The following is a 19483-nucleotide window of genomic DNA, read 5'->3' on the forward strand; positions in this document are numbered from 1 at the left end:
AAATAAAAAGCCAGCAGAATGTGCCGGCTTTCATTGCATTGTAGATTCCGGGGCGGATCAATCCAAATGGTAGATCTCCATGATATTTTTCAGGATCTTTTCGAAATCGATCTTTAGGTCGACCAGCTTACCCGTATGAATATCGAAAACCCACCCATACACCTTGAGGTTGCGTTCGCGGTAGGCTTTCTGTACGGCTGCGGTCTTAATCAGGTTTACGCATTGTTCCTGTACATTCAATTCAACGAGTCGCTCATACCGCTTGTCTTCATCCGCAATGGAATCGAGTTCCTTTTTGTGCAGGCGGTAGACGTCCCTGATATTTCTCAGCCATGGATTGAGCAGGCCGAGGTCTGCAGATTGCATGGCGGCTTTTACACCCCCGCAACCGTAATGGCCGCAAACCACCACGTGGTTCACTTTCAGGTTAAGAATTGCGTATTCCACCACGGACATAACGTTGAGGTCCACGCTGATGACCATATTGGCAATATTCCTGTGAACGAAGACCTCACCGGGTCCCAGTCCCATGACTTCTTCGGCGGTTACCCGGCTATCCGAGCAGCCAATATAGAGCATCTCCGGGCTCTGTCCTTTTCCCATTTTATCGAAAAAATCGGAATCGACCTTTAACTTGTCCTTAATCCAATTTTCGTTGTTTTTAAATACTTGCGTTATTTCCATGTTCGTTCTTTTTATACTGTTACTTTCTTTGTATTGGGATTAAGGTTGATATAATCCAGGAATCTGGCAGGGTTTTCAACCACCCCCTGTTCCGAGATCAAGGTTATATGAATATTTCGTTCCAGAGCTTTATAGGAGAAATCATCCAGGATCTCAATGATATCGTTATCGAGATAACGCGTATTCCTAACGTCCAGTTCAAGATACGTATCTTTAGGGAGACCTTCTAATTCCTTCAGGATCGCTCCCTTGTTAAAAAAGGTCACTTCTTCTGCCAGGGTCATCTTTATCTTATGGAACCCGTTGCTCTTATCCTGGATATGAAGAAAGTGGGAGTTCTGGTAGCTCTTGATAAGGATAACAACGATCCCCACACCGAGTCCCAATCCGATCCCTACCAGGAGGTCTGTGAATATGATTCCCAGCACAGTGACCGTAAAAGGGACAAATTGTTTCCAGCCAAGGTCATACATCTTGATAAACAAGGCGGGCTTGGCAAGTTTATACCCGACGATAAATAGGATGGCCGCCAGGACAGACAAGGGGATCATATTGAGTAAACGCGGGATCAGGATCACAGAGATCAGCAGGAAAAACCCGTGTACGATCGCAGACATTTTGGATTTTGCTCCTGACTGTATGTTGGCTGAACTGCGAACGATCACCTGAGTGATCGGTAATCCACCGATAAATCCGGAAATCATATTTCCAGTACCCTGGGCGAGCAGTTCCCTGTTCGTCGGGGTTACGCGTCTTTCCGGGTCCAACTTGTCCGTGGCTTCCACGCACAACAAGGTTTCCAGACTTGCTACCAGGGCAATGGTAAATGCGGTGATCCATATCTCCGGCAGGGTTATGACTGAAAAGTTTGGAAAACTGAACTGCGCCAGGAATGACGCCGTATCCTCCGGAATGGGAACCTTCACAAGGTGGTCCGTTGAAATTCCCCAGTAGGCATTGTCTTTGGTTATCACATAGAACAATATACCGACGATAACAGCTACCAGGGGTCCCTGTACAAGCTGAAAGAACTTGGCTTTTTTGATCAGGACTTTATCCCATAAGATCAGTATTCCAAGGCCCAGAACGGCAACGACTGTTGCGCCCGGACTTATATATTTAAATGCATTGAAGATCTCAGAGAAGGTGTTTTCCCCGTCGACCTGTATGAATGCCAGGTCACCTTCCGGATCGGCATCATAGCCGAAGAAATGCGGGATTTGTTTGAGGATGATGATGATCCCTATACCCGTAAGCATCCCCTTGATCACCGATGATGGGAAATAGTATCCGATAATTCCGGCTTTTAAGACACCGAAAAGAATTTGTATGGCTCCACCGAGGACGACTGCAAGCAGAAAGTTCTGATATCCACCCAGGGCTCCGATGGCGGTTAATACGATGGCGGCCAAACCTGCGGCCGGGCCACTCACCCCGATATGGGATCCGCTAAGGGATCCGACTACGATACCTCCCACAATGCCGGCGATCAGTCCGGAGAACAAAGGGGCACCGCTCGCAAGCGCGATCCCTAGACATAAGGGAAGGGCAACGAAAAATACTACGATACTTGCCGGTAAGTCGTTTTTAAGTGTTTTGAACATAAGAGAAGGTGTTTGCTCCTGTACCAGGTGATACAGGATAGGTTATTAATTGGTCGTAAAAGCAATAGAATTCAGGACAGGCTTTCGGGAGGCGGGAATGGGATCTCCATATAAATGGCACCTGAAGCCAAAGTGTTCTTCCAGCCGGACTTATCGGCGTAATAGGGCTTCTGTATGTGACTGAGATCTTGTGAATCGATAAATTTGGTCTCTTCCAAAGGATCCTTCTTTTCCTGTTCTTTGGATTCCTCCTCGTTCAGGGTGTAGGTGATACCCGGGCTGTTTTCATCGAGCAGTTGAAGGATAGGGGGAGCGGTGATCGACAGCAACCACAAGGCACTGACGAATAAAACCAGGAAAGATCTGTTTTTTGAAAGCTCCATGTACCAAAAATAAAAGGATTACTTTCAAATCCAAGTAAAATACTGATTAAAAATCCTTCAATGCCCGCAGATCTGAAGCGGGTATCCATCCGTTTTTTCCATCAGACAGCCTTACCTTGTTCCAGTCTTCCAGTGTCTCCTCTACAAATACTTTGCTTCCTTCATGAAGCGTAAACAGGGTAATACTCCGGTTATTCGGCTCTTCCTTTACGGAGGTTTCCTGGGCAAAAATAATGGCAGGCCGTGTATCCTTGTATTCCTGGTACTGCAGAACCGCCAGGGTAACACTCATGACAGTGAGAAAGAGACAGACCATACTTCCAATAAATGCAAGCCTTTTTCTGTCTGCAAATCGGAAAAAATAAAAGGCCAGATAGAGGAACACGAACAAGAGCATAAAGATTATAGAGGTGTATGCCCACTGATCAAAGGTCATGATATTCATCACCCGTGATGTAATCCTTGTGATGGCTGTTTGAGGAATAGGTTCTATCTCATCGATGGTCATCTGCCGGGCATAGTTGAGGTTATCCCTGATCTCGGTGTCATTGGGATCGAGCAACAATGCCTTTTCGTAATAATAGATAGACGGGGCTATCTTCTTGAGTTTGTAATAGGCATTACCCAGGTTGAAGTATAGGCTTGCTGAATGGGAACCGCTCTCAAGAATATGTTCGTAATTTTCAATGGCCAGTTCATAATCCCCCTCATTATAAGCTTTGGTGGCTTCATCAAATAATATGTCATTCTGGGAATGGCCAGAGAGTGAAACCAACATCAGAAATACTACAAAGAAGTTTTTCATATTACAATTGTTTGTCGAGGGAAGAGATCACTTCGCTCGCCTTGTCGTAATCCTGTTGCATCTGTACCTGGGAGAAAGGACTGTACCTGGCCATCTCACAGTTTTTGAGCAGGGCCATAAAACCGCCTATCGTATCCTCGTCAACGTTCTTTTTAGTAAGCAGATCCGTGATCTTTTCCTTGCTGAATTCTGAGGTCTCTATTTTCAGCTTTGCCTTAAGGTAATTGTGCAGGGCTTTTTCCATGGCGATGTAGAACTCATCTTTATTACCCATTGCCCTTTTTGCCTTAAAGAGGTATTTCCTGGCGAGCTTATTGGCTCTTTTAATCTTCCTTCCGGCAACATCACTGGCAATAGCCTCCCTTTTCCTGCCAAAGACAATGGCCAGGGGAATCAACAACAGTGGACTCAGGAAAAAGAGGTAATAGTTGAGGGACCCGAAGAATGGAGTCTCCATTTTCGGCGTGAGGTCGGGAGACAATTTGATAAAGTGGAACTGGCTCCCCGTGCTTTGTACAGGTCTCTTATTGCCCGAGGCCAGTGGAATATTTCCTCCGGAAGACTCGAGGGGGCCGCTGGTCACCTCAATGTTGATCTCCTCCGAGGTCAGGGTTTTATAGGTCTCATCATCCGGGTCGAAATAACTGAAACTGATAGGGGGAATGGGATAGTTTCCCTTAAAGGAAGGGACCACCGTATAATTATTACTCACCTTCCCCTGCATCCCGGACAAGGTGGTTCTCACATTCTCGTTGAATTCCGGCTCGTATACTTCGAGTGACCCCGGCATTTCCAGGGTTGGCAGCTGAAAGAGCTTGAGATTGCCGTTGCCTTCAACCTCCACGATAGCCTGAAGGGACTCAGTAGCTTTTAGGGTGCGCTTACTTGTTTTGACCTCAAAACGGAAGCTACCCACTGCCCCGCTAAAATCGCTGGGCTGGCCCGCAAGGGGCAAGGGCTTCACATCTATGGTCCTCTTTCCCGCTGACACAGTTTTATTGGTCTGGGTATAGATGGGTTGACCAAAGAAGTCGCGCCGGTTTGTTGGCACATCAAGGGTGATATCCAGCGAAAGGGGTTCAATTTCCAGTGCACCGCTCTTCTGAGGGTAAAGCACCACCCTTTTCAGGATGACGTATCGATACGATTTCCCTTCATAGGTTCCGTTCTTTACGCTGTAGGAGGTGACGGGGATATCCTGACTCCAGAAGTTGTTGTAGGTGGGATTATCCAGCGGGCGGAAGTTGGAGACATTGATCGTGGGGCTCACGTAGAGTTTGTAAACTACGCTTACTGCCTCATTCATATAAGGGTTTGTCTTGGACACTTCCGCTACAAGATGGAGGTTCTGATCGGCGATGTCGTCGGCCGTCATCTGATCGCTGGGTTTGTCAACGGCCGCGGTTACTTCCACCTTTTTCGGGGTGGTCTTATAGGTCTTACCTTCAATGACGATGGTGGCCTGATTAATGGTAAATTCTCCCCTTTGGGTTGGTGCCAGTGTATAAGAATAGGTTTTGGAATAGCTTTTAACTCCGTTGACCCATGAAGAACTAATGGCCTGGGACGGACCCATCAGCACCCTGAAACCTTCAAAATCTGGAGGGGTGAAATTATCCCCGTCCCTGTTCATCGTAAAGTCGACCCTCAGACGTTCATTTAGTCCCAGTTTGTCCTTACTCAGATTGGTCTCAAACTCAACCGGATCCTCTTCCTGTGAAAGTCCGACTGCTGATCCGAAAAGGAACAGGAGCAATAGAAATTTATGTATTGCCATCCGTTTCATCACCAGTCTTTTGCGTTTTTGCTTTTAGGACCTTTCACCTTTTTCTCATTCATTTTCTCCTGCACTTTGTTCTCTTCATTCTGCATGGCCTCCAGGAGGCTCTTTATCTGCTGTGGAGAGAGTTGATTAGGCTTGGGTTGTTTCTTGTCTTCGGGCTTTTCCCCTTGTTTGGGCTGTTCCTTTTTTTCTTCTCCTTCCCCTTCCTTATTGTCTTCCTTCTCCTGGTCTCCCCCGTCTTTTTCCTTATTGTCCTGTTGCTGGTCTTCCTGTTCTTTTTTGCCTTTATTTTCCGAATCTTCGTCCTCTTTTGATTCTTCGTCTTTATCCCCGTCTTTGTCCTGGTTTTTCTGTTGTTCTGCCAGGGCTTTGGCAAGAGCCAGATTATAGCGGGTCTCTTCGTCTTCAGGATTGTTTCTCAGGGCTTCCTTGTAGGCTTCGACAGCTTTTTCGTAGTCCTCATTTTTCATAAAGACGTTACCCATGTTATGAAAGGCCTTGTGTTTTTCAGCCTTGGCCCCTGCGACCTCCCCTGCCTGTTTAAATCTCCCAAAGGCTTCCTCCAGGCTTTCCTTTTTGTAGTAGGCGGTCCCCAGGTTGTAAGGGGCAATGGCGTTCTCCCGGCTTTTTGAGATTGCCCTCCTGTAATCAGCCTCTGCTTCTATGAATTCGTCCTCAGAGAGTTCCTTATTTGCCTCCCATGTCAGGTTCATGGAATTCTTCAGGGCTTTCTCAGCTTCTTTTTTCTTTTCTTCCTGGGCCATACCGGAAGTGATCATGCCCAGTAAGAGTAAAGCGAATAACTTATTCATGATCTTCTTCATTAAACAGGTTCAACTTTTGTACCCACCTTGTTTTTCTTTCCAGTAAAAAGATATCTAAAAATAGGAAGAATAAGGCTGCACCCAAAAACCACTGGAACTGATCCTTGTAGTCTGCAAACTGCTTGGCCTCAAATTCGGTCTTGTCTATCTGGTTCAGGGCTTCCTTGATCTCTTCCACGGCTTCATCCGTATTGGAGCCGTCAATATAAGCACCGTTGCCTTTTTCCGCGATCTCCCGCAGGATCTCAGCATTGAGTCTGGTAATGACCACCTCCCCCTCGCTGTCTTTTTTCAATTCCTGTACAACCCCGTTTCTCTTGATGGGAATAGGCGCACCTTTTTCATTGCCAACGCCTATGGTAAACACTCTGATACCTTCTTCCACCGCCAGGTCGACCGCGTCGATGGCGAGGCCGTCGCTGTGGTCCTCCCCGTCTGAAACAATAAACAGAACCCTGTTGGTCTGTTCCTGGTCATCATAGTAAGACGTAGCCAGCTTGATGGCCTCATCGATAGCAGTTCCCATAGATGATAGAAGGTCCGTATTCAGATACTGCAGGAACATCTTTGCTACGGCATAGTCTGTGGTGATTGGTAATTGTGGTGCAGCCTGGCCGGCATAGGCAATGATGCCGATCCTGTCACTGGCCAGCTGGTTGATGATCTCTGAGACCAGACGTTTCGACTTTTCAAGCCTGTTCGGGGCAATATCTTCCGCCAGCATACTCTTGGAGACGTCTATGGCGAAGACGATATCCACTCCTTCCCTTTTAACGGTCTCCATCTTGGTCCCTATCTTGGGGTTGGCTAAGCCGAGGATCAATCCCGTGAGACCGAGGAGGAAGACGATGAGCTTCAATACACTCTTAAACCCTGAACGAGCCGGAGCGAGTTTTTTGAGCAGCTTCGGATCTGCGAATTTGCGCTGAGTCCGTTTCTTCCAGTACAGCAACACCAGATAGAGCAGGACCATGCCCGGGAAGAGCAGGAAGAGGTAGAAATATGTGGCTTCGTCTATCTGTATCACGGTTACACAAAACTTTTAAAGACGGTAGTCCTGAAAATCCATTCAGAAAGCAGCAGTATTCCTGCCAGGAGGACCCATGGTCTGAATTTCTCTTCGTTGTTATAATACCTGAATTCTTCTATTTCGGTTTTTTCAAGTTTATTGATCTCGTCGTAAATAGCTTCCAGTTTTTGGTTGTTCGTCGCCCTGAAATACTGACCTCCCGTCACACTGGCGATCTTTTGCAACAGGGCTTCATCTATCTCAACTTCCCTCATCCCGTACCTGAAGGATCCATCTGCATTGTAGGCGATGGGAGAGAGTGCATTCCCATTGGTTCCAAGTCCGATAGTATAGGTCTTAATCCCGAATTCTACCGCCAGATTGGCTGCTGTCTCCGGTTCGATAAAGCCCGAATTGTTTACCCCATCCGTCAGCAGGATGATCACCTTGCTGGTCGCTTTGCTGTCTTTGAGCCTGTTGACTGATGTCGCCAGTCCCATCCCGATAGCAGTGCCGTCGGCCAACTGCCCGTAGGTGATCTCCCTCAGGGCATTGAGCACGATTCCCTTGTCGCTGGTGATCGGGGTCTTGGTGTAGCTCTCCCCTGCATAGGCCACCAGGCCAATACGGTCATTGGGCCTTTCCTCTATGAACTTCGAAGCTACCTCCTTCAGGGCTGCGAGGCGGTTGGGCCTGAGATCCCTGGCGAGCATACTGGAAGAAACATCAATCGCCATCACGATATCGATCCCACTCGTCGTTTTGGTTCGGGTTGAGATCTCCCTGATCTGGGGTCGGGCCATGGCTGTGATGATACAGGCCAGCGCCAAAAGCCTCATGGCGAACAGGACTGGCTTCAGTCTAGGAAGCAGATCGTTCTTTGGAAATCCTTTCAAACTGGGGAACTTCAATGAAGCCGTTTGATCTTTTCGTTTGAAAAAATACCAGAGAACGGCCACAGGCAGCCCAAGGAGCAGCCAGAAGATCTGTGGATTCGCAAACTGTATATTCTCAAACATCTATACCTGTGTTTTAACGTCTATCGAATTAATAATCCGGTCTATGATCTCTTCAGCGTAGGGATCGCCTTCCTCCCAGGAAAGGATGACCTGTTGTTGAAAACCCATACCCCCGAACAGGATAATGGCGTACTTGCCCCTTGTCCGTTCTCCCCCGTCTTCGTTCTGGTAGATCGCACTGCCGTATACCTTTATTCCGGGTACTCCAGAAGCAGAGCTGAATTCCTCCTGTTTAGTGATGATATTCCGTGCACCTTTGTCTACAAATTCCTTGAGGATCTGGTCAATGCTCTTCTGATAATCGGGTTCTTCCTGTTTTGCCAGAATGATAGAAGAAGTCCCTATCCCCAATTTATTATCTGGATTGTAAAATGAAAACACCTGTTTGTTCTGTATGTATTCCCTCTCATCAGGAGAGATCTCGGCCTCCTGCCGGATCAATACCTCCGGGGCAGAGAGATCAACGGGGGGGTAGCCATACGAACTCGAAACCCATTCGCCCTGAAGCAAATCCTTGGAGGAACGAAAAATGAGGGTATTCCTTACATTGTCGATGCCGTAGTAGAAGACGGTGGCGATCAGACCCAAGACGATCACAGCTGCTGTGGCCAGTGCGATCTGCACCCTTTTTTTCCGCTGTTTCTTCTTTTTGATCTCTTCCTGATAGACGACTTGTTCCATCAGTTCCTCCTCCGTGGGTTCCGGAATGGCTTCTTTGGTCTTGATCACTATCTGCTCAATAGCCCTTCTGTCCTCTTCGGCGCGGGAAGATTCCGGTTTCGAACGGGCAAATTTTACCAGGTCTGCCGTGTCCAGGATCCTCTTGAACTGGCTGATCGTTTCCTCTTCGATCTTGAGTTCCCCTGCGTCCTTCATCATTTCCAGCTTGGTGATGAGCTGATCCGTAGTACTTTCCAGGGCAGAGATGTGGACATCCTCTTCCAGGTAAGACCTCACAATATCCGTCAGTTCAGAATAGTATTTCTTGTATTCCTCCTGTATGAGATACTTTGAGTTTTCAAGTTTTTTTAGCTCAAGAAGGGCCCTGTCATAGGGGGGCATCATAGCTTCTTCCTCTTCCCGGGTCAGGGGTTTTGGCCGTAAAATGAACCAAAGCAAGGCCCCGAGAAGCAGCAGTGCCCCAAGGATAATCCATACATAGAAAGGAATAGCAGCACTGTTCCTCTCTACCTCGATCAGGGGCTTTATATCGTAAAACTCCTTGGATACTGTATCCACGGCGACCGAGGATACTGAAACCATCAATGAATCGGTAAAATACCCCTTGCCATCGATCTCTATCCTTTGAACAGGCAGTAGATAGGTTCCCGAATCAAATTGGGTGAGGGCGTAGATCTTTTGTAGGGTCATCCTGTCCAAACGACGTGTAGTATCCGTCTTAAAAGCCTCTACCGTCTCCAGGGGAGAAAAGGTCTGACCTTCAGGAAAGATGACTGCAGCAGCTGAATCTGCATCCACGGTTACGGTAAACCGAATCTGTTCCCCAATTTTAATCGCTGTCGTATCGACGGAAGAGGTGACCGTGGGAGTGGTCTGAGCAAGAACGGAACTAGAAAGGCCTGTACACAAAAGGAGAAGGATCCCCCACTTGCGGAGGGGACCTGAATATTTCCAAATTGTACCATAACTCCTTTCCATCAGCTCAGGCTCGTTGCTTAAAATATCCCAGCAGTTTTTTTACATAACTCTCGTCTACCCGGCATTGCAGGATGCCTGCTCCCGATTTGGTGAAAGCATTCCTGAAATAATCCACTCGTTCCCGGTAATATTTTTCATAGGCTTTTCTCACCTGTTTTGAGGAGGTGTTCACCAAATGGGTCTCTCCGGTTTCCGAATCCTGCATCTGCACCACACCCAGGTTGATCATTTGCTCTTCTTTAGGATCATAAACCCTGATCCCGGTTACGTCGTGCTTATTACCCACGATCTTCAGCGTCTGTTCGTATTCCTCCATCATAAAGTCGGACAGAACAAAGACAATGGCCCGCTTCTTCATGACGTTAGAAAGGTATTTCAAGGCCTCGGTTAGATCCGTTTTTTTGCTTTTGGGGTGGAATTCCAGCAGTTCACGTATGATCCTTAAAATGTGACTCTTTCCCTTTTTTGGAGGGATAAACAATTCCACCTCGTCGGAAAACATGATCATCCCTACCTTGTCATTGTTTTGCAGAGCCGAAAAAGCCAGGGTAGCTGAGATTTCGGTGATCACTTCTTTCTTGAACTGGTTTACTGTACCGAAGTGTTCGGAACCACTCACATCGATCAGCAACATGAGGGTGAGTTCCCTTTCTTCCTCAAACACTTTCACGTAGGGCTCGTTGTACCGGGCAGTGACATTCCAGTCGATCGTCCTCACATCATCCCCGTACTGGTACTGGCGGACTTCACTGAAGGTCATACCCCGGCCTTTGAAGGTGGAGTGATACTCCCCTCCAAAAATGTGATCAGAGAGCCGGCGGGTCTTGATCTCAATTTTCCGAACTTTCTTCAGTAATTCCTTCGTATCCATTGGTTCAGGTTTGAGCAGGAAGGTTCAAAAGCGCGTTTTGAACGGATGATACACCTCGAACTAGGGTACTTCAATCTCGTTGACGATGCGATTGATGATCTCTTCGGAAGTGATGCTTTCGGCCTCTGCCTCATAGGTAATTCCTATCCTGTGGCGCAGGACGTCGTGAATGACGGCCCTGACATCTTCGGGCACTACATAACCCCTGCGTTTGATAAAGGCGTAACACTTGGCGGCGATGGCCAGGTTGATACTTCCCCTGGGGGATGCTCCAAAACTGATCAGAGGCTTGAGGTCTTCCAGGTCGTATTTTTCCGGGTACCGGGTGGCGAACACCAGGTCCAGGATATATTTTTCGATCTTCTCGTCCATGTACACTTCCCTGACGGCCTTTTGAGCATCCAGGATCTGTTTCAGGCTTACCACCGGCTTAACGGTTTCATATGCCCCATTTAGGTTCTGGCGGATGATCAGTTGCTCTTCGGTCATCTTCGGATAGTCGATCACTGTCTTGAGCATAAAACGGTCTACCTGTGCTTCAGGCAGAGGATAGGTTCCTTCCTGTTCTATGGGGTTCTGGGTAGCCATAACGAGGAAGGGTGCATCAAGGGGGAAAGTTTCGTCTCCGATGGTCACCTGTCTCTCCTGCATTGCTTCGAGCAGAGCCGATTGTACCTTGGCAGGCGCCCGGTTGATCTCATCTGCCAGCACAAAGTTGGCAAAGATGGGACCTTTCTTTATCGAGAAATCGTTGGCTTTTATATTGTAGATCAGCGTACCCACCACGTCGGCCGGAAGCAGGTCAGGCGTAAATTGAATCCGGCTAAAACTGCCTTTGACAGCCTTCGCCAGAGTATTGATTGCCAAGGTCTTGGCAAGACCGGGAACCCCCTCCAGGAGGATATGACCCTGGCCCAGTAATCCGATAAGCAATCGCTCGGTCATTTTCTTCTGCCCGACGATGACCTTATTCATCTCCATCATCAGCAGGTCTATAAATGCGCTTTCTCTGGCTATCTTCTCATTTACCGCACTTATATCCACCGTACTATTCTCTTCCATAAAATTGATTTTTTCAGTTGTCTATCAAAGACTTGGTTGCAAGGACATGCAAATTCAAAATTTATTCATTTAGAGCCTGTTAACGATTGGTTAAAAATTGCGGGAACCCCAAGTTTTATGACCTTTTTAAGGGATTTTTAGTAATTTCACCACCCTATGAAAACACTGACAAATTTCTCCAGGATTATCGCGGGAACGATGACCTGGGGAGCCTGGGGGAAAAAATTGTCCAAACAGGAAATGATCACCCTGATGAATCAATGTCTCGAAACGGGAGTAACCACTTTTGATCATGCTGATATTTACGGGGGATACGGCAATGAAGAAGAGTTCGGCAATGCTTTTGCATCGAGTGATATCAGCAGGGATGACATACAACTGGTGACCAAATGCGGGATTCAGTATATGACACAGGCCAGGGACAATAAAGTAAAACACTATAATTATTCAAAAGAATATATCATCTGGTCGGCAGAGCGCTCCCTGGAGAAACTGTGTTCGGAATATGTAGACCTCTTGTTGCTGCACCGGCCCAGTCCGCTCATGGATCCCGAACCTATTGCCAGGGCCGCTGAGGAACTCTTGAAAAGCGGGAAGATACGTTCGTTCGGGGTGTCTAATTTTACCCAATCTCAGATCGCCATGCTCGAAACAGCCATTCCTGTAGAGGCCAACCAGGTAGAGTGTTCCCTGACGGCCGAAGGAGTGATGTATGACGGTACTTTAGACGATTGTATAGCCCACAAGAGAATGGCCATGGCCTGGTCTCCCCTGGGTTCTTATTTCCGTGAGGATGATGAAAGGACACGGAGGATAAGGGAGGCCCTGGAAACTATGAAATCCAAATATTCAGCCTCCGAAGATCAATTGATCCTGGCCTGGTTGATGAAACACCCGGCTAAGATCTATCCGGTGGTAGGGACCTCAAACGCCGACCGTATCGCGGATTCCGTGAAGGCTGCTGAGATCCCCATGGATCTGGAAGACTGGTTTATCCTATTGAAGGCTTCACAAGGTCACGAAGTCCCATAACCAAAGCTATGAGTACTTATAATAAAACAGCATTTATTACCGGCGCTACCAGTGGGATTGGCAAAGCTACCGCTCAACTCTTTGCTTCACATGGGATCAGGCTGGTATTGTGCGGGAGGAGGCAGGCCCAACTCGACAGTCTTAAAAAGGAGTTAGGAGTCAAAACAAAAGTACACACCCTCAACTTCGATGTCAGGGATAGAGAAGAAGTAAAAACAGCCATTGAGTCGCTGCCCGAAGATTTTGCCCAAATAGATATTCTGGTAAACAATGCAGGCAATGCACATGGGTTGGATCCTATTCAGGAAGGGGATCTGGCCGACTGGGATGCAATGATCGATATCAACGTCAAGGGACTGCTCTATGTCACCAGGGCGATACTGCCCGGGATGATCACAAGGCAAAGCGGTCACATTATCAATATTGGATCGACGGCCGGAAAGGAAGTATATCCCAACGGGAACGTGTATTGTGCAAGTAAGCACGCCGTAGATGCCATCAATCAGGGGATGCGAATCGACCTTAATGAACACGGGATCAGGGTTGGGGCTGTAAATCCTGGACTGGTGGAGACCGAGTTCAGCGAAGTGCGCTTTAAAGGCGACCTGGAAAGGGCGAAGAAGGTCTATCAGGGATATCAACCCTTAACCCCTGAAGATATCGCAGACATCATTTACTTTGTCGTCACCCGACCCTACCATGTGAACATTGCAGACCTGGTGGTGATGCCCACTGCCCAGGCCAGCAGCACAATTGTGAAAAAGAAAGCATGATCAACAAACGCCTTCTGGTTAAAAACCTGCTGGCCCATAACGATGAAAATAGTTTTTATGACAAAAAGCGATTCATCGATATAGGACAGCGGGAAGGGAAGGGCAAATTCCTGAAACACGTCTGTGCGCTGGCCAACAGCAATCCCCGGAATAATTCGTATATCGTGATCGGAGTGGAGGATGAGGATAACAAGATCGTCGGGGTCGACTTCTTCGACGACAGCAAGATCCAGAACCTCGTAAACGCCTATCTGGATAACCCTCCGCTGATCTCCTACGAGAATATCCCATTTCCCCACCTGCCGGAGGGAAAGGTAGTGGGCCTCGTGACCATCAAATCGAACGGAAAGGTGTGTGCCCTGAGAAAGAATATATGGAAGTACTACGGGGGTGCGGTATTTTTCAGGGAGGGCAGTATCAGTATGCCCAAGGCTTTTGATATCGAACTAAAGGATATCAACTCAGACCTCGTCTCCACCATTGAACAACACGCGAGGAACAACATAGAACTCACTCTGGACGGGGTGATTGACTTCATCAACCACCGCCACAAGGACCTGAGCAGCAGCTACAAGGTCTTCAAGGAGCAATTTGTGATCTGCTGGGCGGGGAACAAGAAGGTGGTCAAGAACCAGACCTATTATTCCCGGGTAGACATTGAACTGATAAACGAACAGGTTAAACTGTTCTATTCTGCCCTGGACGAGATCTCGATCGTGATCACGGAAGACACCTTCGCCATCACCGAATATGTACATTTAGGTCTTGGAAGGGAGAAACGCTATTATCCTCTTGAGGAGGTTGGGATCACCTTTAATGACAACGGAACCTATCAGATCCAGAGTGAACTGCTCTTTGAGCCTCCCCGCTACGACCGGAAGACGCTTTACCATATTTTTAATACCAACAATATCCTGCTGCAAAAACTGCAGAAGAACCTAAGGCTTACCAAGGCCGATAACGAAGATCTGAAACTGGCACCTGCGACCTATCTCCTCTGCTATCTCAATGGTTTTGAAGAGGCAAGGGAACAAATGGATACTATGAAACACCTGGTAAAAAGCAAGGACAGGGCCACGTATAACAACTTTAAAGAATCTCAGAGAATCCTCCGGAAGGTTAGGTACAGTTAGGGTCTGAAAAGCCAGAGAAGTTCATAAGGCCTGAGCTCAACGAGTCCGCTCGTCAGTTTCCATTCTTCTCCCTTCAGAAGATCTTTCACTTTGCCTTCGTTCAGATATCCCAGGCTGAGGAGCAGATGAGCATCCAGGATCCGGGGATGTTCATCGAAATTGGCGATAACCAGGACTCCCTGTTTGCCTTTTCCGGTCCGTTCAAAGACAAACAGATGGGGATTCCCCGGATCGTGGACCTCGAGGTTATTGTGATCTGCAAAAACGGAAGTTCTCTTTCGGAGGGCGATCATTTTTTTCAAGCCGGCAAAGATCCTGGAAGAGGGGATATCCTGATCGCTTAGTCGGCCCACAGCCTCCCAGTTTTGCCTGGGTCGGTTTACCCACCGACTGTCATTTCTCTTGTGAACATCCTCCAGATAGGAGTAGTCATTCAGGGTTCCGAGTTCATCACCGGCATAGATGAAGGGAATACCCCCAAAGGAAAGTATAATACCATACAACATCAGGATCTTCGCAATAGAAGTCTCCACAGCCGCAGTATCTCCTTTTCGTATCGCTTTTTCCAGGCCGAGGAGTGAGGCACAGCTACCCGTGATCCGGCTGTCTCCCGTAGCGGGATTCTCCATGAACTTGTAGCCCACTGCCGGGCTCCAATCAAGTCCCTGGCAGTAATAATCGATCAGGAACCTGCGGTGCATCCAGGGATCAAGGCCGAGTTGTGCTATGTAGCCGTCATCCAGCCCCAGCCCGATATCATCATGGCAGCGCAAATAGTTGATCCAGGTACAGGAATCGGGTTTCTGGGGTACATTTTTCAGGGATTTCTGCAGGAGGAGCGTCTTTTTTGTAGCGATGGAATTCCAGAGCAGGGACATGAGGGAGGCGTTGTAGGCGATATCGCATTCATTCCCTTCCAGTTCCCCTTCACCAAAGTATTTGACGATGTCGTGAGGGGATACAATCGCTTCGGCCAGGAATATCACACCCGGGGCTATGACCTGCAGGCACATTCGAAACAGGGAAATAAGTTTATGTGCTTCCGGCAGGTTCTGGGAGATAGTACCGATCTCCTTCCAGAGGAAAGCCAGGGCATCGAAACGAACTACATCTACTCCGCTGTTCACCATGTTGACCAGGTTAGCCAGCATTTCAGAGAATACCCAGGGGTTGGTATAGTTGAGGTCCCACTGGTAGGAGTTGAATACGGTCATCACCCATTTTGAAATTTCCGGTCTGAAGGTGAAATTCCCAGGGGAGGTAGCGGGAAAAACCTCGGGCAGGGTGGCCTCAAAAGCATCGGGAACGGTCCTGTCAGGGAACATGTAGTAATAATCCTGGTATTTCTGCTCACCCTTCAAAGCCTTCTTGGCCCAGGCATATTCATCCGAGGTGTGATTGACCACAAAGTCGAGCATCAGGTACATCCCGTGCTCCCGTAGATCTGCTGTAAGTTCGAGCAGTGATTTCCTGTTGCCGAATCTGGGGTCCACCGCCGTATAGCTGTTGACCGCATATCCCCCGTCATTCTCCCCCTTTGGCCTGGTTGTGATAGGCATCAGGTGAAGGAGATTCACCCCCAATTCTTTGAAATACGTGATCTTTTCACGGACCCCCTGTAAGTTGCCGTTAAAGAGATCCACATAGAGTTGCATCCCGGTGAGTTTGTGCGACTGGTACCAGTTGCCTTCCTTCAGTAATTTCAGGTCCCGAACCTTCAGTTCCTCCGGCCGTTTCTCAAAAAGGCTCTTGAGGAGCGAAGGCAACTTTTTGAAATGTGGTTCGTGTTCAGAGTCGGGGTAAAGGGATTTATAAAGGTCTGATATAAGGGGAAGATTGGTCTGTAGCCGTTGTTCAAAGAGGGCTCGGGGATCAGCTTTCTCCACATCCCGTAACTCTTTTGTGGCCAGCTTTTTGTGAAGCGAAGCCTGGTTCATGGGAGACTGTTGAGTTGATCTTTCTCCGGCAGGGAATCTATAGCCCCGTAACCGGTGGTGGTGATGGCACCGGCTTTATTGGCGACTCCAACCATCTTTACCAGCAGTTCATCATTTTCGAGGAGTTCGGAAGGAGAGCTGAGTTCGCTGATCTGTTCGAGCAGGCAGCCTATAAAAGCATCACCTGCCCCGGTTGTGTCTACCGGAGTGACGGGAATGCTTGGGATGGTTCGCTGTGTATTTTTTGTGCTGATCCAGGTACCTTCTGAACCCATGGTGATCGCGACAATAGCCGTTCCCATTTTATGAAGGGCATTACTCGCTTCTTCCAGACCTGACTTTCCGGACAGCATCCTGGCTTCTTCCAGGCTGAATTTACACAGGTGGGACTTCTCTATATAGGGCGTGCATTTTTTGATAAAGGTATTTTCATTCTCCTTCCAGAGGTCGGCGCGATAATTGGGGTCAAAACTGATAAAGGCATTCTCGGTGATGGCATCGAAGAGGTAATGGCCATAGGCCTTCTCCAATGGCCCGCCAAGCAGGGCTGTGGCAGCTCCCAGGTGCACCATCTGGTCACGGAATTCTGTTTTGATGGAGGAGTCATAAGTGAGCTCCCTGTCTGCCCCCCGCGAGAAGACAAAATCCCTTTCCCCGTCCTCGGCAAGGGAAACAAAGGCGAGGGTGGTAAAAATATCGGATCGTTGTACAAGGGAAAGGTCTACGTAGCAAGCGCCGAGGGTGTTAAGCAGGTAGGTCCCGAATGGGTCATCCCCTACACAACCGATAAAAGCGCTTTTTCCACCGAGTTTAGAGATGGCACAGGCCACGTTGGCCGGGGCCCCACCGGCTTTCTTTGTAAAATGGACAGCCTTTGTAAGGTCGGCCCCCTGATTTTCTGCGACGAAATCGATCAGCAACTCCCCAATACAAAAAACCTTCTTCGATGGCATGAGCGGTACCTGTCTGAAATAATGAGGATCAAGTATAGGAAATTATAGGCGGATTTTAAACTTGAGACAGGAGAATTCCTATACGGTTCTGGTCTATGCACAAAATATTTCATCCGGCACTATGGGCTAACAAGTAGAAATTTCGAATTTTGTACCATGAGAACATTGGTTGTAGGGGATATACACGCCGGAGTTAAAGCACTTCCGCAGGTGTTGGAAAGAGCAGGGGCAAAACAGGACGACCTGCTTATTTTTTTGGGGGATTACGTCGATGGCTGGAGTGAGGCTGTCGAGACCGTAGACTACCTGATTGAGCTTCAGGAAAAGCATCCCTGTGTGTTCCTCAGGGGCAATCACGACGACCTCTGTTATCGCTGGCTTGAAACCGGGGAATACAACCCTTTGTGGTTAGCGAACGGCGGACAGGCCACAATTGATTCTTACGAAAAGGCAGGAAAAGAGATCAAGGATGCCCACATTCCCTTTTACAAGGCCCTGAGCAATTACTATCTGGATGAGCAGAACCGGCTTTACCTCCATGCAGGCTTTACGAATTTAAAAGGAGTAGAGCACGAATACTTCACCAAGACCTTTTATTGGGACAGGACCCTGTGGGAGCTCGCCTTGTCACTTGATCCTTCTATTCCCAGAGACAGCATTTATTACCCCAAGCGGCTTCTCCATTATTCAGAGATCTTTATAGGGCATACCCCCTTGAGCAAGATTGGCAAGTCAGTTCCACACCGGGCAGCCAATGTGTGGAATATCGATACGGCTGCTGCCTACAAAGGGCCCCTTACCGTAATGGATGCCGATACCAAGGAATTTTGGCAAAGCGATCCCGTATACTCTTTCTACCCCGGGGAAAATGGGCGCAACTAAATTTTGGTATTTCTTTAATAATTTTTCCCTTAATAAATCTCGTCCTTTGTAGAAATTGCTAAGAATGAAGAATATCAGATTGGAAGTAATGGAAGCCATCGAACCCATGATCGACGGCTATATGAATGAATTCCTTATACCGCCGGATGAGATTTGGCAACCCACCGATTTATTGCCGAATTCTGAATCGGAGAATTTTATGGACGAAGTGGAACAGCTCCGAGGTGAGGCCCAGGAACTGGGATATGATTTCTGGGTAACTCTTGTGGCTGATACCATTACCGAAGAAGCTCTTCCTACTTATGAGTCATGGCTTATGGACGTGGAAGGAATCAATCAGCACGAGGGAAAAAACAATGGTTGGTCCCGATGGGTCAGGGCCTGGACGGCAGAAGAGAACAGACATGGGGACGTGCTGAATAAATACCTTTACCTATCCGGAAGGGTAAACATGCGGGAGGTTGAGATCTCCACGCAATATCTCATTTCTGACGGGTTCGACATAGGGACCGACAGGGATCCCTATAAGAATTTCGTCTATACCACTTTCCAGGAATTGGCTACCAACATCTCCCATAAACGCGTCGGTAAACTGGCCAGGAAGAAAGGCAATATCCTGTTGGGGAAGATGTGCGGGATCATCGCAGGAGACGAGATGAGGCATCATCTTGCCTATCGCGAATTCGTGAAGACCATACTGGGGCACGACCCTGATGGAATGGTCCTCGCCTTTGCCGAAATGATGAAGAAAAAAATTGTCATGCCGGCCCACTTCCTGCGCGAATCCGGAGGGATGATTGGTGCGGCCTTTGAGAATTTTTCCATTTGTGCTCAAAGACTTGGGGTTTATACGGCCATGGACTACATCGACATACTCAAAAAACTGAACACCTACTGGGAAATCGGTTCTCTCAGGAGCCTGAGTGCCGAAGCGGAGAAGGCCAGGGATTACCTGATGAACCTTCCGGACAGGCTGGAGAGAATCGCAACTCGGATGCGATATCCTGAAGACCGGTATCGATTTAGTTGGATTCAGGCCAATGGTACCCTGTAAAAAGGGATCAGAAGTT

At 48.1% G+C, this 19483-nt stretch carries 18 protein-coding genes; 5 read left to right on the forward strand and 13 right to left on the reverse strand.

Annotated elements, in window-relative coordinates:
• Positions 1 to 57 precede the first annotated feature (57 nt).
• From IEV19_RS08845 to IEV19_RS08895, 11 genes are all read right to left on the reverse strand, one after another.
• A complete protein-coding gene (locus IEV19_RS08845; protein ID WP_188370291.1) occupies positions 58 to 684 on the reverse strand; it encodes a carbonic anhydrase in 627 nt (208 codons plus the stop codon).
• Between the two features lie 11 nt (positions 685 to 695).
• Positions 696 to 2288, reverse strand: coding sequence for a SulP family inorganic anion transporter (locus tag IEV19_RS08850; protein WP_188370292.1), 1593 nt, complete (start codon positions 2286 to 2288; stop codon positions 696 to 698).
• A gap of 71 nt (positions 2289 to 2359) precedes the next feature.
• A complete protein-coding gene (locus tag IEV19_RS08855; protein WP_188370293.1) occupies positions 2360 to 2671 on the reverse strand; it encodes a hypothetical protein in 312 nt (103 codons plus the stop codon).
• A gap of 46 nt (positions 2672 to 2717) precedes the next feature.
• On the reverse strand, positions 2718 to 3476 hold the full coding sequence (locus tag IEV19_RS08860) for a tetratricopeptide repeat protein (RefSeq protein WP_188370294.1): 759 nt from the start codon (positions 3474 to 3476) through the stop codon (positions 2718 to 2720).
• Position 3477: 1 nt separating this feature from the next.
• Positions 3478 to 5262, reverse strand: a complete 1785-nt coding sequence (locus IEV19_RS08865; RefSeq protein ID WP_373284819.1) for a BatD family protein — start codon at positions 5260 to 5262, stop codon at positions 3478 to 3480.
• Positions 5262 to 6071: a tetratricopeptide repeat protein gene (locus IEV19_RS08870; RefSeq protein ID WP_229732517.1), complete on the reverse strand. Its 810-nt coding sequence runs from the start codon at positions 6069 to 6071 to the stop codon at positions 5262 to 5264. The genes IEV19_RS08865 and IEV19_RS08870 overlap by 1 nt, the downstream gene beginning before the upstream one ends.
• Positions 6064 to 7110, reverse strand: coding sequence for a VWA domain-containing protein (locus tag IEV19_RS08875; RefSeq protein WP_188370297.1), 1047 nt, complete (start codon positions 7108 to 7110; stop codon positions 6064 to 6066). Before IEV19_RS08875 ends, IEV19_RS08870 begins: the two co-directional genes overlap by 8 nt.
• A gap of 2 nt (positions 7111 to 7112) precedes the next feature.
• Positions 7113 to 8111, reverse strand: a complete 999-nt coding sequence (locus IEV19_RS08880; RefSeq protein WP_188370298.1) for a vWA domain-containing protein — start codon at positions 8109 to 8111, stop codon at positions 7113 to 7115.
• Positions 8112 to 9770, reverse strand: a complete 1659-nt coding sequence (locus IEV19_RS08885; RefSeq protein WP_229732518.1) for a BatD family protein — start codon at positions 9768 to 9770, stop codon at positions 8112 to 8114. It abuts the gene before it with no gap.
• Between the two features lie 4 nt (positions 9771 to 9774).
• Positions 9775 to 10641, reverse strand: a complete 867-nt coding sequence (locus IEV19_RS08890) for a DUF58 domain-containing protein (RefSeq protein WP_188370299.1) — start codon at positions 10639 to 10641, stop codon at positions 9775 to 9777.
• Between the two features lie 60 nt (positions 10642 to 10701).
• Positions 10702 to 11703 carry an AAA family ATPase gene (locus IEV19_RS08895; protein ID WP_188370300.1) on the reverse strand — a complete coding sequence of 334 codons (1002 nt, stop codon included), beginning with the start codon at positions 11701 to 11703 and terminating at the stop codon, positions 10702 to 10704.
• Positions 11704 to 11859: 156 nt separating this feature from the next.
• On the opposite strand from IEV19_RS08895, the gene IEV19_RS08900 reads away from it, so the two are divergent.
• The 3 genes from IEV19_RS08900 to IEV19_RS08910 are packed head-to-tail and all read left to right on the forward strand — an operon-like array spanning position 11860 to position 14641.
• On the forward strand, positions 11860 to 12735 hold the full coding sequence (locus IEV19_RS08900) for an aldo/keto reductase (RefSeq protein ID WP_188370301.1): 876 nt from the start codon (positions 11860 to 11862) through the stop codon (positions 12733 to 12735).
• 8 nt (positions 12736 to 12743) lie between these two features.
• Positions 12744 to 13508 carry an SDR family oxidoreductase gene (locus tag IEV19_RS08905; protein WP_188370302.1) on the forward strand — a complete coding sequence of 255 codons (765 nt, stop codon included), beginning with the start codon at positions 12744 to 12746 and terminating at the stop codon, positions 13506 to 13508.
• The gene (locus IEV19_RS08910) at positions 13505 to 14641 is read left to right on the forward strand and encodes an ATP-binding protein (RefSeq protein ID WP_188370303.1); all 1137 of its coding nucleotides are present in this window, start codon (positions 13505 to 13507) and stop codon (positions 14639 to 14641) included. The genes IEV19_RS08905 and IEV19_RS08910 overlap by 4 nt, the downstream gene beginning before the upstream one ends.
• Here the strand turns inward: IEV19_RS08910 and IEV19_RS08915 are convergent.
• Complete coding sequence (locus tag IEV19_RS08915) at positions 14638 to 16578, reverse strand: amylosucrase (RefSeq protein ID WP_188370304.1); 1941 nt, start codon at positions 16576 to 16578, stop codon at positions 14638 to 14640. The two genes, IEV19_RS08910 and IEV19_RS08915, sit on opposite strands and share 4 nt — an antisense overlap.
• Positions 16575 to 17531: a carbohydrate kinase family protein gene (locus IEV19_RS08920; RefSeq protein ID WP_188370305.1), complete on the reverse strand. Its 957-nt coding sequence runs from the start codon at positions 17529 to 17531 to the stop codon at positions 16575 to 16577. The genes IEV19_RS08915 and IEV19_RS08920 overlap by 4 nt, the downstream gene beginning before the upstream one ends.
• A gap of 156 nt (positions 17532 to 17687) precedes the next feature.
• Here IEV19_RS08920 and IEV19_RS08925 point away from each other — a divergent pair, with 156 nt between their 5' ends.
• Both IEV19_RS08925 and IEV19_RS08930 read left to right on the forward strand, forming a co-directional pair.
• Positions 17688 to 18413: a metallophosphoesterase family protein gene (locus tag IEV19_RS08925; RefSeq protein ID WP_188370306.1), complete on the forward strand. Its 726-nt coding sequence runs from the start codon at positions 17688 to 17690 to the stop codon at positions 18411 to 18413.
• A 64-nt stretch (positions 18414 to 18477) separates the two neighbouring features.
• A complete protein-coding gene (locus IEV19_RS08930) occupies positions 18478 to 19467 on the forward strand; it encodes an acyl-ACP desaturase (protein WP_188370307.1) in 990 nt (329 codons plus the stop codon).
• The last annotated feature ends 16 nt before the right edge of the window (positions 19468 to 19483 follow it).

It is taken from the genome of Muriicola marianensis, from assembly GCF_014638095.1.
In the GTDB taxonomy this organism is placed as follows: Bacteria; Bacteroidota; Bacteroidia; order Flavobacteriales; family Flavobacteriaceae; genus Muriicola; species Muriicola marianensis.

Bases quoted from the DNA above. Each gene is read 5' to 3' on its own strand.
- IEV19_RS08845 (WP_188370291.1), bottom strand. From the start codon at position 684: ATGGAAATAACGCAAGTATTTAAAAACAACGAAAATTGGATTAAGGAC.
- IEV19_RS08850 (WP_188370292.1), bottom strand. From the start codon at position 2,288: ATGTTCAAAACACTTAAAAACGACTTACCGGCAAGTATCGTAGTATTT.
- IEV19_RS08855 (WP_188370293.1), bottom strand. From the start codon at position 2,671: ATGGAGCTTTCAAAAAACAGATCTTTCCTGGTTTTATTCGTCAGTGCC.
- IEV19_RS08860 (WP_188370294.1), bottom strand. From the start codon at position 3,476: ATGAAAAACTTCTTTGTAGTATTTCTGATGTTGGTTTCACTCTCTGGC.
- IEV19_RS08865 (WP_373284819.1), bottom strand. From the start codon at position 5,262: ATGAAACGGATGGCAATACATAAATTTCTATTGCTCCTGTTCCTTTTC.
- IEV19_RS08870 (WP_229732517.1), bottom strand. From the start codon at position 6,071: ATGAATAAGTTATTCGCTTTACTCTTACTGGGCATGATCACTTCCGGT.
- IEV19_RS08880 (WP_188370298.1), bottom strand. From the start codon at position 8,111: ATGTTTGAGAATATACAGTTTGCGAATCCACAGATCTTCTGGCTGCTC.
- IEV19_RS08885 (WP_229732518.1), bottom strand. From the start codon at position 9,770: ATGGAAAGGAGTTATGGTACAATTTGGAAATATTCAGGTCCCCTCCGC.
- IEV19_RS08890 (WP_188370299.1), bottom strand. From the start codon at position 10,641: ATGGATACGAAGGAATTACTGAAGAAAGTTCGGAAAATTGAGATCAAG.
- IEV19_RS08895 (WP_188370300.1), bottom strand. From the start codon at position 11,703: ATGGAAGAGAATAGTACGGTGGATATAAGTGCGGTAAATGAGAAGATA.
- IEV19_RS08900 (WP_188370301.1), top strand. From the start codon at position 11,860: ATGAAAACACTGACAAATTTCTCCAGGATTATCGCGGGAACGATGACC.
- IEV19_RS08905 (WP_188370302.1), top strand. From the start codon at position 12,744: ATGAGTACTTATAATAAAACAGCATTTATTACCGGCGCTACCAGTGGG.
- IEV19_RS08910 (WP_188370303.1), top strand. From the start codon at position 13,505: ATGATCAACAAACGCCTTCTGGTTAAAAACCTGCTGGCCCATAACGAT.
- IEV19_RS08915 (WP_188370304.1), bottom strand. From the start codon at position 16,578: ATGAACCAGGCTTCGCTTCACAAAAAGCTGGCCACAAAAGAGTTACGG.
- IEV19_RS08920 (WP_188370305.1), bottom strand. From the start codon at position 17,531: ATGCCATCGAAGAAGGTTTTTTGTATTGGGGAGTTGCTGATCGATTTC.
- IEV19_RS08925 (WP_188370306.1), top strand. From the start codon at position 17,688: ATGAGAACATTGGTTGTAGGGGATATACACGCCGGAGTTAAAGCACTT.
- IEV19_RS08930 (WP_188370307.1), top strand. From the start codon at position 18,478: ATGAAGAATATCAGATTGGAAGTAATGGAAGCCATCGAACCCATGATC.